10 protein-coding genes are annotated in these 12,927 nt (G+C 61.2%); 4 read left to right on the top strand and 6 right to left on the bottom strand.

Annotation, left to right across the window (positions count from 1 at the left end; translation table 11 throughout):
• Nucleotides 1–572: alanine racemase (locus SPI05_RS07765; protein WP_321077558.1), on the bottom strand; the 572-nt coding region annotated here is incomplete at its 3' end.
• 9 nt (nucleotides 573–581) lie between these two features.
• Nucleotides 582–1,478 (bottom strand): EamA family transporter, encoded by an 897-nt coding sequence (locus SPI05_RS07760; RefSeq protein ID WP_321077557.1) that lies wholly within the window; start codon nucleotides 1,476–1,478, stop codon nucleotides 582–584.
• A 244-nt stretch (nucleotides 1,479–1,722) separates the two neighbouring features.
• Here SPI05_RS07760 and SPI05_RS07755 point away from each other — a divergent pair, with 244 nt between their 5' ends.
• From SPI05_RS07755 to SPI05_RS07740, 4 genes are read left to right on the top strand one after another with little or no spacing between them, the layout of a single operon-like run.
• On the top strand, nucleotides 1,723–4,077 hold the full coding sequence (locus SPI05_RS07755) for an ABC transporter ATP-binding protein (RefSeq protein WP_321077556.1): 2,355 nt from the start codon (nucleotides 1,723–1,725) through the stop codon (nucleotides 4,075–4,077).
• Nucleotides 4,078–4,082: 5 nt separating this feature from the next.
• Nucleotides 4,083–6,656: an FtsX-like permease family protein gene (locus SPI05_RS07750; RefSeq protein ID WP_321077555.1), complete on the top strand. Its 2,574-nt coding sequence runs from the start codon at nucleotides 4,083–4,085 to the stop codon at nucleotides 6,654–6,656.
• 59 nt (nucleotides 6,657–6,715) lie between these two features.
• Entirely contained in the window at nucleotides 6,716–7,135 is a 420-nt protein-coding gene (locus SPI05_RS07745; protein ID WP_321077554.1) for a phage holin family protein, read from the top strand.
• Nucleotides 7,132–7,431, top strand: a complete 300-nt coding sequence (locus SPI05_RS07740; RefSeq protein ID WP_321077553.1) for a DUF3618 domain-containing protein — start codon at nucleotides 7,132–7,134, stop codon at nucleotides 7,429–7,431. Before SPI05_RS07745 ends, SPI05_RS07740 begins: the two co-directional genes overlap by 4 nt.
• Before the next feature lie 106 nt (nucleotides 7,432–7,537).
• Here the strand turns inward: SPI05_RS07740 and purM are convergent, their stop codons facing one another.
• The 4 genes from purM to SPI05_RS07720 all read right to left on the bottom strand — a co-directional run bounded on the left by purM (nucleotide 7,538) and on the right by SPI05_RS07720 (nucleotide 12,479).
• Entirely contained in the window at nucleotides 7,538–8,848 is a 1,311-nt protein-coding gene (gene purM, locus SPI05_RS07735) for a phosphoribosylformylglycinamidine cyclo-ligase (RefSeq protein WP_321077552.1), read from the bottom strand.
• Nucleotides 8,849–8,853: 5 nt separating this feature from the next.
• Nucleotides 8,854–10,485: an amidophosphoribosyltransferase gene (gene purF / locus SPI05_RS07730; protein WP_321077551.1), complete on the bottom strand. Its 1,632-nt coding sequence runs from the start codon at nucleotides 10,483–10,485 to the stop codon at nucleotides 8,854–8,856.
• A 32-nt stretch (nucleotides 10,486–10,517) separates the two neighbouring features.
• Complete coding sequence (locus SPI05_RS07725; protein WP_295028679.1) at nucleotides 10,518–10,739, bottom strand: DUF3073 domain-containing protein; 222 nt, start codon at nucleotides 10,737–10,739, stop codon at nucleotides 10,518–10,520.
• A 102-nt stretch (nucleotides 10,740–10,841) separates the two neighbouring features.
• A complete protein-coding gene (locus SPI05_RS07720; protein ID WP_321077550.1) occupies nucleotides 10,842–12,479 on the bottom strand; it encodes an ABC transporter substrate-binding protein in 1,638 nt (545 codons plus the stop codon).
• Nucleotides 12,480–12,927 lie beyond the last annotated feature (448 nt).

Below are 12,927 nucleotides of genomic sequence, written 5' to 3'. Positions count from 1 at the left end.
GGGCAAAACATCCCAAAACCCCCCCCCCCGCCCACCTCATCCCGGGGCCCGCCCACTGACAACACGCGTTTGGGGTGCCGGCGGGGTTGGTAATTCCCCCCCCGCGCCAGCTCCAGGGTTTCTTCGGGCGCAATCCCGTGTTTCGCGTCCTCACCGGAAGTGTTGACTTCAATCATGACTTCCAGGGTCCGTCCCGCCTGGTCAAGTAGCCGGTTCAGGGTTTGTGCCAGTTTCGCGGAATCTAAGGATTGCAGTTCCGCACCGTTTGCAACGATGAGTTTCGCTTTGTTGCGCTGGAGGTTGCCGATTTGGATCCAGCGGGGACTTGCCTCGTTCCCGTCAGCGCCCAAGCCCAGGTTCGCGCCGAGTTCCGCAGCTTTCGCGGCCAGTTCCTGGGGTTTGTTTTCCCCGAATTCGCTCACTCCTGCGGCGAGAGCTTCGCGCAGGTCCGCAACCGGGTGGGTTTTGCTGACCGGAAGGATTCGGATTGACTCGCCATCGCGTCCCGCGGCCGCGGCCGCCGCGGCGACCCGCTGGGAGAGGGCTTGCAAACGCTGTGAGAATCCGGTCATAAGCCTAGTTTAGTCCGTCTGTTCAGCAGGGGTGGGGGCGGCTGGATCGGCGGGGTCGCGCCGATAGGTCATCGCCACCGCTACCGATACCAAAATCAGGCCGGCCACTTCTGGCCAGCTCGGAAACTGCCGCAGCATAATCACCCCCACCAACAGGGACGTTACCGGCAACAACGCTGAGAGCAGCGCGAAAATAGCGGCGGAAACATCGCGCAGCACCACCAGTTCCAGGATGTAAGGCACAAAAGAGGAACACATGCTCATCAGCAGGGCCAGGCCGAAAACGTACCACGAGGTGAACACAACGTGGATGTCAGGCCAGGCCAGGGGCAGCTGCAGGCAAGAACCGAAGGCCAGGGCTACGGACAAGGAATCGATGCCGCGACCCAAAACCGCAACTTTGCGGCCCAAAGCCATGTAGGCGACCCACATTCCCCCGGCGACCAGCGCCCAAAAAAGGCCCATCCGGTCAGTCGGATTGCTCATATCCAGGCCCAGCCCGCCAATCATGACTACGCCGGAGAATGCCAACAGGACCGAGAACTTGCCCAGCCAGCCGGAGATACCGATAGCTGCAAAAATGACCGGCCCCAGGAACTCTACGGAGACGGTAGTCCCCAAGGGAAGCCGCGCAATTGCCTCGTAAAATGTCATATTCATACAGACCAGGGCGGTTCCAAACAGGCAGGACCACACATAGCCGCTGCGAGTGAACGCCCGGGCACCCCAGGGTCGGCGCCACGCCAACAGAATTATTGCCGCAAAGACAGTCCGCAACCAAGCCACGGTTAACGTCCCCATCAGGGCAAACAGCGTCACCGCGAAGCCAGCCCCCACATACTGAATGACGCCCTCGGTAAAGAAAATCAGGGGCGCAGGAACGGGTTTTCGTGCTTTTCCAGGCATCCTGCCATTGTAGACTGCACCGCACAAACCGTGAAAAAACATTGTCCGACCATTTTTCGTTACCGCGTGGGACTTTTTCCCAGTTCATGCCATTTTGTAAAATCGTATCAAGACCGTATGGCTCTGCCCTCCGCCCGCCCGCTGGCAGCGCATCAACCGTTGGTATTGAGTTGAACTTCCTTCGGGCGTGGAAACCGGCACCCTGGCGGCAAATATGAAAGAATGCAGAGAAAGGAGGCGAAACTTGGTCAATCAAACAGCTGCGGCATCACCGAGATTTTCCACCACGCTTTCTCCGGTCTCAAATCCTCTCATCAGCGTCCGCGGTCTGACTAAAATTTATGGTCAGGCCGATACGGAGCGCGCTGTCACAGCTTTGGATAACGTGGACGTTGATTTTCCCCGCGCCCAGTTCACCGCCATTATGGGGCCTTCCGGGTCCGGGAAATCCTCTTTGCTGCACATTTTGGCAGGGCTGGATTCGTTTCAATCCGGGACGGTCAAGGTTGCCGGACGTGACCTGTCTCAGCTGAATGCCGCAGAGTTGACCCGGTTTCGCCGCGACAAAATCGGGTTTATTTTTCAGTCGTTTAACTTGGTGCCCACGTTGAACGTTGCGGAAAATATCGAGTTGTCAGCGATGGCGCGCCGCCAATCTCCGGATCGACGCCGGCTAAAAGCGCTGGTCAAAGAGCTGGATATGGAATCCCGGCTGGGTGCCTTCCCCTCCGAGCTGAGCGGAGGGCAACAGCAAAAGGTGGCTTGCGCGCGCGCGTTGCTGACCGCCCCGGAGGTCGTTTTCGCTGATGAGCCGACCGGAAACCTCGATTCGGCTTCATCAGCACAGGTTCTTTCGTTCCTGCGGGCGGCCGCGCGCGACTGGGGGCAGTCAGTCATCATGGTCACCCACGAACCGGACGCCGCGAAATACGCAGACCGGGTACTGTTCCTGTTTGACGGCCAAATCGTTGGCCAACTGGAGAACCCGACCCGCGAAACCATCCTCGAAGCGGAGCAAAATCTCGGCGATGTGCGGCAAGCGCGGAAACGCGCGGGACAGCGGGGCGCGCCCCAGTCTCTACGTGACGTTGATCCCGAGGCGTTGGAAAAGGATCTAACCGCCGTCATGAGTTTGCCAAAAATTGAAGAGGAAACCGACTCTGAACAGGCAGAATCGCCCGCAGAGGAAGCCGCAGTTTTGCCAAAATCGGCACCGGACACGCAGCCTTCCTCCATCTCCCCGTACTTACAAAGCGCGTTCCCAGTCGGGCATACCGCCCCCGAATCCAGCCCGACACCTGCCCCCGCGCCTCCTCCCCCGGCGCGTCGCCAACGCGATACTGCCCTCACTTTTGCAAACCTCGGCATCGCCGAGGCAAACCCCGAGCCGAACGAACTGGCAGATTCCCTGGCTCGTGGCGATTTCAAGTGGCCCAGTATGTCCGTGGCGCGCCCCGATTCCCCGGACGACACTAATGATTTATTGGGTAAACCGCTCGCTTCCGGCTTTGCCAGCTCTGATACGGGCTGGAACTCCGCAGCGGCGGGCGAACACAACGCCACCTTTGATTCCGTGATTGCCGGGTCTGCCGAGTCGGCTGGCGACAGTTACGACACCGCACAGGATTCTGACCCCACAGATTACGGTGATACCGGGTTCAATCCGTTCGAGTTTACGGACAAGCCCGCGCCTACCGTTAGCGGTGCAGGGGACTCGGGGACACCCCCCTTGTCGCGCCGTCCGATTTTGGGCGGTATCGCTGCGAAGAAGCCCGCACCAACTGCTCCGACACCGGTCCCTCCCCCGGATGCGGCCGCGCCGGTCGTGCCGCCGACCACGGACGCTTGGGCGGATAATCCCCCCACGTTGGTGCCCAGTTCGGCTTCGTCCCGGATTTTGTCCGAGGCGTTTACCCCCGAAACGGTCCCGGCGGAATCCGCCGAGCCTGATTCGCCACATCCGCAGTTCCCTGAGTCAGTTGCCGCGCAATCAGACACGATGTCCTCGACCGAAGTCCCGGCTGCCGAACCCGAACCGCAACCGGAATTTTTCGCCGAGCCAGAACCAGAACCCGAACCGCAACCGGAACCCGTACCGACCCGCGAAAGGCCGCGCCGGCCGCGCCGCCCCGCCGTCGACCCCCACTTGGCCGAAGCCGAAGGCAAGAACGAGCTGCTAGCCATGATTGAACAGGCGGAAAAACTCTTGGCCGCTTCGGGCGCAGCCATCAACGACGCCACGGAAACCCTGCAGGAAACCGCCGCGCCGCACGACTCGCGCCCTTCGGAATCGGCACTTGGAGCACGAACCCCTCGCGACACCGCGGCCTCGTCAACCCCTTACGGTGGAAATCCGAGCTTGCCCAGCCGCGGGAAAACTCCCGACCAAGAACTGCTCATCGCCCGCGCAGACGCCATGTTAGCCCAGGCAGAAGCCCGTTCGGCGACTCTGCAAGACGATTTGCGAAACCTGGGGCGCACCCCCGGCTCGGCAACCCCGGACACCCCAGTTGTCCCCGTCCCCGGCGCGGACCCAGCGGAAACCGTCCCCCCGAACTTGCGCACTCCTTCCTTGAAATACCCCTCTAAAGGCCGGTAAACGCCATGTGGAAACTCATTTGGCGCGAAATGACCCGCCGCGGCTCCCGCTTTTTCCCCACCGTGTTTGCCGTAGTGCTGGGCGTAACGTTCCTGACCGCCACTTTGGGGATAACCGACCTGATGACTGACGCGGCCAAGTCTTCCGTGACGGCAACGCTCTCCGGAGACCTCTATGCCGTGGCACCACCCACGAAAGACGCTGCCACGCCAGACTTGGCAGCGAGCGGCAGCGTCAGCGATGAACTTGTGCCAATTATCGAAGCGGCCGACGGGGTCGCCCACGCGGTTCCCCAATATGAGGGCCAGGCAGTCCTGCTGGACCAGGCGAAACACCCCGTCTCAATCGGGCTCACCCCGACTCTGGTGCGCGGCGCTTTTCCCTATCCGCCAGGACCGGAAGTCGCGGCGGGACGCCTGCCGCAAGGACCGAAAGAGGTCATGCTGGAACTCAGCACGGCCCGGCGCGCCGGACTGAAAACCGACCAAACCGCCACCCTGATTTGGGGCGGAGCCACCCACCGGCTGAAAGTCGTGGGCCTAGCCCAGTTCAAAGACCCGCTCGGCACCGCCACCTTGGCTTTCGTGGACGGTAAGGACGCAAAAACCTGGTTTTCTCCTACCGGCAAAATCAAGCTCATCGGCATCCACGTGGCGCCCGCGGCCGACCCGGACAATGTCAAGGAACGCGTCCAAGACGCGGTCGGTCCCGATGCGGTCATCCTGACGGGGGCCGCGCTACGCGCCCAACAGTCCGCGGCGGTGGCTCGCACGGTCAGTCTGGTGAACCTGCTGGCCCTGGCGTTTGTGGCGCTGGCGCTTCTGGCGGGCGCTTTCCTGATTGCCAACACTTTCGGGATTCTGGTCGCCTCCCGCTATCGAATGCTCGGAATGCTGCGCACTTCCGGCTACACCCCTCACGCGCTGCGGATGCTGGTGGTCGGCGAAGCCCTGCTGATTGGGCTGATTGGGTCCGTTTTGGGCGAAGGAGTGGGGTTGGCTCTGGTGGTGGGAATCCGCCAGGTTCTCACTGCACAAGGGTGGGTGTTTACTTCCGGTGTGCCGTTGGGGCTCTGGAGGGCCCTGACGATAGTGGCGCTGGGGGTTTTCATTACCGTGGTGGCCTGTTTCATTCCGGCTTGGCGAGCCGGACGCATGACCCCGCTGGATGCTTTGGCTGCCAGCGCTCCCGTCCCGGAAGGACGCCGGCGCGGAGTCACGATTTTTGGGCTGTTAGTCCTGGTCGTGGCCATTGGCCTCGGCGCGGTGGCATTGTTGGAAGCGTCTCGGTCAGAAGTGGGGACGCAGGCGGCAGTGCTGGGCATGGCGGCAACGCTGTTGGGGTTGTCTGGCGTGCTGTGTCTGACCCCGGTCTTGCTGCGACCGTTCCTGTGGTTTTTTTCCGCCTTATTTAGGCGCGGGCAGCGCTTACCGGCGCTGTTGGCGCTGCGCAACCTGCGCCGCTACCCGCGCCGCACCTCCCTGGGAGCCGCCGCCCTGGTCCTTGGCATAGCCATCGCCACCACCGGCGGAATCCTGGCTGATTCCGCCCGCAAGTCCCTGCAGTCCGGGGTGACCCAGGAAGTTCAATCTGACCTGGTCGTAGCCTCGCTGCAGCCCTCCACGAACGTGGAGAAAGCCGTCTCGGCGCTGCGAAAAGTGGACGGGGTACGCTCCGCAGACGCCGACATCTTTAGCGCCCCGATGCTGGTGCGGCTCGACCAAGATCCCACGCGGTCCCTCACTGTCGCCGGCATCACCGCGGACCAAGCCGACAACCTGGTCTCCCTGCAGGTTAAGACCGGTGACGTGAAGGGCTTGGCGAACGGCCGAGCCCTGGTGAACGCCCGTGATGCCGCCCGGGAAGGGTGGAAAGTGGGGGATGCGATTACAGTGACGGGTCCCCGCGGGATTTATTCCACCAAAGTCGCCGGGATAGTGCATTCCACCCTGCTGGACGCGGCGATTTTCCTCGATCCGCTGTATCTGCGCCAGGCGGCAGCCCCAGAATCCCTCGCTTTCCAGTACATTTTTGTGAACCTAAAGAGTGAAAACGCCGCGGCCGCCCCGTCTGAAATCCGTGAGATTCAAAACCAGATACAGCACAGCCTGAATCAGTTCTATGTTTACCGGGTCTATACCCCGGTTGAGTTGTCTCACGCCCTGTCGCAAACCACCACACAGGTACTGTGGCTGATGTACGCGCTACTCGGACTGTCCGTCGTCATCGCCATTCTGGGGATTGTGAACACTTTGGCGCTGGCGATGATAGAACGGCGGCAAATTTTCGCCCTGCTGCGGGTGCTGGGGCTAACCCCGCGGGAAGTGCGGGCTTCGCTGCGTTGGGAAGCATTTTTCCTGGCGTTGCTGGGTGCGGGGCTGGGATGGATTTCCGGACTGGTCATCGGAATGCTGTGGCGTTGGATGCTGCGTGACTTTGGGCTGAGCGCATGGGGAATTCCGGTGCTGGGCCAGCTCGGTTTCGTTGCGGCGGCTGTCATTTTGGCAGTTTTGGCGGCATCGTGGCCGGTTCGCAAAACTGTGCGGACCCCGGCGCTGATGGCGACTCTGGCTTCCTAAACGCGGATTTTGTGAAAATAGTAAACTAGGTTTTAAGTGACGTTGACGAGGAGGCCCTTATGGCTATAGAAGAACCGAAATTATCGCTGGGGGCGCTGTTTGCGCGGTTTTCCACCCAGGTTTCTGACCTGTTCAGGGCTGAGGTCGCGTTGATGAAAGCCCAAGCCAAAGCAGCCGGGTCCCGGTTCGGTTTGGCAGCGGGATTGTTGGCCGGTGCCGGTGTGTTTGCCCTGTTCATGCTGGGTTACCTGATCAAAGCTATGTTCTATGGGTTTACGGCGCTGACCGGTTTAGCTGCGTGGGGCGCTTTGCTCACCGCGGCAGTTTTGCTGGTACTGACTGTGATTTTGGCCCTGATTGGGCTGTCCGCAGCAAAACGCGCCAAAGACAACATCCCCGAACCTCAAAAGCACGTCAAGAAGGATGTAGAAACCCTGAAGGCCGCCATCAAGCACCCGGATTTAGGAGCGGAAAAATGAGCGAAAACCCCGCAGAGAAAACAGAGTTTAACGGCAGCCCGGAGGAAATCGAGCGTCAGATTGATGCCGCCCGCTCCGACATGGGTCAGACCGTAGACCAGCTGGTGAATCGGCTTCGTCCGGCCAATCAGGTCAAGGAAGCCAAAGCCAAAGCCCAGGATTTTGCGCAGCAAGCCAAGTCGACCTTCACTGATGCGGTAGAGGGCGACGTGGATTCGCAAAAGAAACTGGGTATCGCGGCGGGGGTAGTAGCTGGCGTTTTGTTGCTGGCAAAGCTGCGCCGTCGCCACCGGTAATCACGTTTGTTGTCGATAAAGGGGGAGATATGCCGAGTAGCTGCCAATAATGGCAGCAATCGGGCTATATTCCCCCTATATCTACGCCATCCCAGGTAGCCCGGGCTTAAAACCGGTATTCACCGAGCATGGCTACAGTTCCTCCAGCAACCCCTTTAGTCCCCGAAATCTGGCGTTCACCTGCGGGAACACCATCGCTGACACGTCCCATGACAAAAGCCTCCATGCCGGCTACCTGTGCAGCCATGATGGTGGCTGGCACGAAATCAGGATGCACGATAGCCGCCATGCCTACTCCGAGGTTCCAGGTGTCCTCGGCACTGGTCACGTCCACCCCGCCCAAATCCATCAGGTAGCGGAAAATCCCCGGCACCTGCCAAGTTGAACGGTCCACCACCGCGTGCAGGCCGGCGGGAATAACCCGGCACAGATTCGCGGCCAAACCGCCTCCGGTCACATGAGCAAACGCGTGGACCCGGTTTCCGTCCAGTTCCCCGGCAAAATCGCCGGCTTGGCGAGCGGCGAGCCAGCCCGAATTCTCCAGTTCCAAACACAGCTGGGAATACAGCCGGGTCGGTTCCAGGCAGGCCAAGCCCACAGAATAATCAGCAGCTTCAGCAAAAGGCGAACCGCTGGGAGCCGTCACCCCGTAGGACTGGGGAATCGAGGAATTCCAATCCACCCGCGCGTCAGCCACAATCCGGCGTACCAGGGAATACCCGTTGGAATGCAAGCCGCTGGAAGCAAAACCGACCACCAGGTCTCCGGCACAAACCCGCTGGGGTCCAAGCAATCGAGGCGCATCCACAATCCCGGTTGCCGCCCCGGCCACATCAAAATCTTCAGTTCCCAGCACTCCGGGGTGTTCGGCCGTCTCGCCCGCCACCAGCGCGCAATCCACCGCCTGACAAGCCCGGGCGATGCCTTCGACCACGGCCGCAATCATCTGGGGGACGACCCGGCCGCAGGCAATGTAATCGGTCATGAACAAGGGCCGCACCCCCGCCGGGGTGAGGTCGTCAACGACCATTCCCACCAGGTCTTGACCGATGGTGTCATAAATCCGCAGTGCTTTGGCCAGCTCAATCTTGGTGCCGACCCCGTCCGTAGACGTTGCCAACAGCGGGCGGCGCATGGCGTTCAACCCCGCGGCCGTGGCATCATAAAGGCCCGCAAACCCGCCGGTGCCGCCCAAAACTTCCGGCCCTTGGGTGGCTTGCACCGCAGTTTTCATCAGTTCCACCGCCCGGTCGCCGGCCTGGGTGTCCACTCCGGCGCGCGCGTAGGCGTTAGCACAGTTATCCGAGCTGGCGGCACTTTCGGCCGAAATATCGGCCCGATGCTTGCCTGGATTAATCCCTGAAACTTCCCCGGAAAACCCGCCAGAATTCGCGTCTGAACTCAAGTCAGTATTCATGCCGGTCACTCCTTTCCCCCGCAGTAGGTCAATCCCAGCGGGAGAGCTCCCGCGGTCTCCAGGTCCGCCAAACGGGTGGGGTAACGCCCGGAGAAGCACGCGGTACACAGCTCATTTTCGGGCTGGCCGGTAGCCTCGACCATAGACTCGTAGGACAGGTAGCCCAAGGTATCCGCCCCGATAGAACGGCAAATTTCGGGAATATCCATGCCGGTGGCGATGAGCTCGGCGCGGGTGGCAAAATCAATCCCGTAGTAGCACGGCCACATGACCGGTGGGCTGGAAATCCGCACGTGGACCTCGGCGGCGCCGGCCGCGCGCAGCATCTGGATGACGGCCCGCTGCGTGTTGCCCCGGACGATGGAATCGTCCACCACAATCAGGCGCTTGCCCTCAATGACGGAACGCAGCGGGTTGAGTTTCAGGCGAATGCCCATCTGGCGCATGGCCTGGGTCGGCTGGATGAAAGTCCGGCCCACGTAGGCGTTTTTCACCAGACCTTGTCCGAACGGAATCCCGGATTCCTCGGCGTAGCCGATGGCGGCCGGCGTCCCGGAATCCGGGGTCGCCATGACCAGGTCGGCCTCGACCGGATGTTCGCGAGCTAGGGCGGCCCCCATGCAGCGGCGCGCGGCGGCGATGGAGCGTCGCGCAATCGTGGTGTCCGGGCGGGCCAGGTACACGTATTCAAACACGCAGCCCGCGGGCCGAGCCGGGGCAAAAGTCTCAGAATGTACCCCGTTTTCATTGATAGCGATTAGCTCGCCGGGCGCGATTTCGCGCACGAAGGTCGCGCCAACGATGTCCAGGGCGGCGGTTTCGGAGGCGACCACCCACCCGTTTGACAGCCGTCCCAGCACCAGGGGCCGAATCCCCTGCGGATCGCGTGCCGCGTAAAGCGTGGTTTCGTCAATGAACGCCAGGGAATACGCGCCGTCCAGCTTCGGCAGGATTTCCCGCATGACACTCAGCAGCGGCGGCTCGCCCCCAATTGAAACGGCCTGGGTGGAAACGGAGTTAATGAGCTTCATCAGCAGCATCGTGTCTGACGAGGAATCCTGCAGGCCGTGAGCCTTTTGCTCTTTCACGTCAGCGACGGTTTGGGCAGCCGATTCCGCGGGTTTACGGGACGCAAAAGGGCGGGTGACGGGTTTATCGGGGGGGTTCACAAGGCCGGCGCGGGTGGTTGCTGCGTCAGCGGCGGGCTTCCCGGCCGGTTTCCCTTCCGCGGGCAGCAGCTCTTCCAGCAGGCCTCGGGTGTTCACCAGGTTCCCGTTGTGCGCCATCGCGAGAGTGCCGAAAGCGGTGGGTCCCAGCGTGGGCTGGGCGTTTTGCCAAGAGGACATCCCGGCAGTCGAATAGCGGACGTGACCCAACGCGAGGTGACCTTGCAGGGAGGCCAAGTCCCGGTCTTTGAACACCTGAGAAACCAATCCCATGTCCTTGTAAACCAAAATCTTGGACCCGTCCGAAGCGGCGATACCAGCGGATTCCTGACCGCGATGCTGCAGGGCGTAAATGCCGAAATAGGTCAGGCGCGCCACGTCCTCGCCCGGAGCCCAGACACCAAAAACACCGCACTCATCGTGCGGTTTATCGTCAGAGTCGTGTCGAGCCAAGTCAGCGGAACAGGTCATTGCAGCATTACCGAAGATGGGCAACCCCGGCTTCACGCGGCGTCTCCGCCATCATCTTGGTCATCATCAGCGTAATCAGCCCACTTGTCGTAATCGGGCTCAGCATATTTGGCGTAGGGATCATCGTCCCACGAATCCTCACCGGACTTACCTGATAGTTCCCGCTGCAGCGCCTCGAGATCCATTTCCGGGCTCTCATATTTCAGTCGGCGTGCGACCTTTTGCTGCTTAGCTTTCTGGCGGCCACGGCCCATAGCCCGAGTCCCTCCTTGAAGTCACGATTAGTCAGCCTTTAGTCTATCCCCTGACCTAAGATTATGCCACTTGTTTGACACCTTTCGGCGCGGCTCCAGAGCCTAATTCTGGGCGACTTTCCAATACTGCACGCTGCCCCGCCAATTCGGCTCCACGTCCTTGACCTGCGGGGACCACCCAATCAGGGACTTCGCGTGCCACAGCGGCAAAACCGGCAGGTCACGCAGCAATATCGCCTCGGCGCGCTGATATTCGCGGTTAGCCGCCGCGTCCTCGCTCACCCCGCGAGCGTGGTTTAGAACCGCGTCAAAATCCGGGGAGGAATACCCGACATTGTTGGCATACCCCCCGGTAGCAAAACACGGCTGCAGGTAGGAATGCATCCCCGGATAGGGCGACTGCCAATCCACCAGGAAAGCCAAGTCGATATCGCCGCGGGTCACGGCCATATCTATGGCGCGCTGATCGAGATATGATTTGCCCGCGGTACGAATCCCCAAAGTCGAGCCGATGGTCCCCAAAGCCACGTCAATCCAGGCATTCAACCCGTTATCGGGCCGGGCGATGGTAAAGGTTTCCCCTTCTGGCCAGGGCGAAATCTGGTTCGCTTGGTCCCACAAGCTGCGGGCGACATCGGGCCGGTAGGTCAGCACCTCGCTGCCGGGAAGTTTCGCGGTGTGACCAGCAATCGTGGGGGTCACGAAATCGGTGGCGACCTGCCTGGTGCCGTTAAAGAAACGTTTGACGATGTCCTCGCGGTTGATGGCTTGGGACACGGCGGCTCGGCGCAACCGCCCCTCATCGGTGTTTAGGGCGAAATGCCCGCTGGAGGGGATGGCCAGGAACTTCACGTGCGCCGAGGACACCGTGAGCGTGCGGTCGCCGAGCTGTTCGGTGAAACTGTCTTTCGCGCTGTCGGGCAGTTCCTCGTCAATGTCCAAAGCGCCGCTGGTCAGGTCCTCATAGGCTTGGTCCGGGTCGTGGTAGAACTTGAAAGTTATTCCGGCATTCTGGGCAAGGCGTGGCCCGTGATAGCGCGTGTTCGGCACCAAAGTCAGCTGAATGCCGTGTTCCCAAGCGCCCTCGCGAGCCAGCATATATGGCCCGTAACCGTAAGGGTTTTCCCCGAATCCCGAGGTTACGTTGCCCGCCGCGTCAAATGCGGAATCCGGCAGCGGCACGAACGCCGGGTCGGTCAACCGCATCGGAAAATCGCAGGTCGGCTGGGTCAGGTGGACTTTGAAATGCGTGTCGCTCAGGCGCTGCAGGCCGGTCAGGTCTTGGTTTGTGGTGGCGGAAAAGCCCTCGATAGGCTCAAACAGCCCCGCTTTCCGGCGCCGATTCGAGGCCCTGGCGGCATCGTTCCATGCCCGGATGAAATTGTCAGCTTTCAGCTTGGTGCCGTCGGAAAACACTTCGCCCGGGCGTATCTGGATGTCGTACTCCGTGCAGTCTGGGTTCGGCACCACCGCGGTGGCCAGCTCGTTTGCAATGGTTCCGTCCGGGTTCAGATATGACAGGCCGGAAAACAGCAGGGTGGCGTACGTGTCTCCTGCGGAATAGGAGGAATCGGCCGGAATCAAGGATCGCTCCGGCTCGCTCGCCGCCGCGTTGATTAGGGTATCGGTCGAGGTCCCGGGTTTATTAAGGCTTTGGTCCGAGGTTGCGGGGCTGGAACACGCCGCCAGTCCGGTGGCGGCAAGCGCCACCAGCGTTGCCAGCGCGACCCTCGCGGTCATTGTTTGTTTGTTTTGCACCGGGCCTCCCCTGAGCCGTTTTATCCCTTACGTTTTATCTTACCGATTTCCCCGCGCGGGGTTTTGGGGCCGGGTCGCCGGGGTCACAAGGCCGGTGCGGTCGGGGTCGGGATAGACCTCAGACCCGGCCTGTGTGGCACGAATGACCGATTTCGCCTTGCCCAGAGCCAACTCCCCTAGGCTAAAATCGCGTCTATCTGCGAGTTTAGGAAATCAGCGTTCGGCACCAGCCCAGAATCCGGGTTGAAATCGGTCACTCGTGCAACTGCCCCGAAAATCCGGGGTTAACTTCCCGCGAAAATTTGGGGATAGCTGCCTAGGTTGTAAATAACTAGGGAGAATAGCCGGGTAGCTGCCCCTATTGGGGGCGAACCGGCGATTGTCCCCCAATAATACACGCCACCCCCCCAACCCCCCCACAAACAGCCCC

Source organism: Mobiluncus sp. (assembly GCF_034180645.1).
In the GTDB taxonomy this organism is placed as follows: domain Bacteria; phylum Actinomycetota; class Actinomycetes; order Actinomycetales; family Actinomycetaceae; genus Mobiluncus.
This window is presented reverse-complemented; position numbering and strand designations above follow the sequence as displayed.

What these genes read in the sequence shown, in the direction of transcription:
- SPI05_RS07740 (WP_321077553.1), top strand. Translation starts at nt 7,132, where the DNA reads ATGAGCGAAAACCCCGCAGAGAAAACAGAGTTTAACGGCAGCCCGGAG.
- purF (WP_321077551.1), bottom strand. Translation starts at nt 10,485, where the DNA reads ATGACCTGTTCCGCTGACTTGGCTCGACACGACTCTGACGATAAACCG.
- SPI05_RS07720 (WP_321077550.1), bottom strand. Translation starts at nt 12,479, where the DNA reads ATGACCGCGAGGGTCGCGCTGGCAACGCTGGTGGCGCTTGCCGCCACC.
- SPI05_RS07745 (WP_321077554.1), top strand. Translation starts at nt 6,716, where the DNA reads ATGGCTATAGAAGAACCGAAATTATCGCTGGGGGCGCTGTTTGCGCGG.
- SPI05_RS07725 (WP_295028679.1), bottom strand. Translation starts at nt 10,739, where the DNA reads ATGGGCCGTGGCCGCCAGAAAGCTAAGCAGCAAAAGGTCGCACGCCGA.
- SPI05_RS07760 (WP_321077557.1), bottom strand. Translation starts at nt 1,478, where the DNA reads ATGCCTGGAAAAGCACGAAAACCCGTTCCTGCGCCCCTGATTTTCTTT.
- SPI05_RS07750 (WP_321077555.1), top strand. Translation starts at nt 4,083, where the DNA reads ATGTGGAAACTCATTTGGCGCGAAATGACCCGCCGCGGCTCCCGCTTT.
- purM (WP_321077552.1), bottom strand. Translation starts at nt 8,848, where the DNA reads ATGAATACTGACTTGAGTTCAGACGCGAATTCTGGCGGGTTTTCCGGG.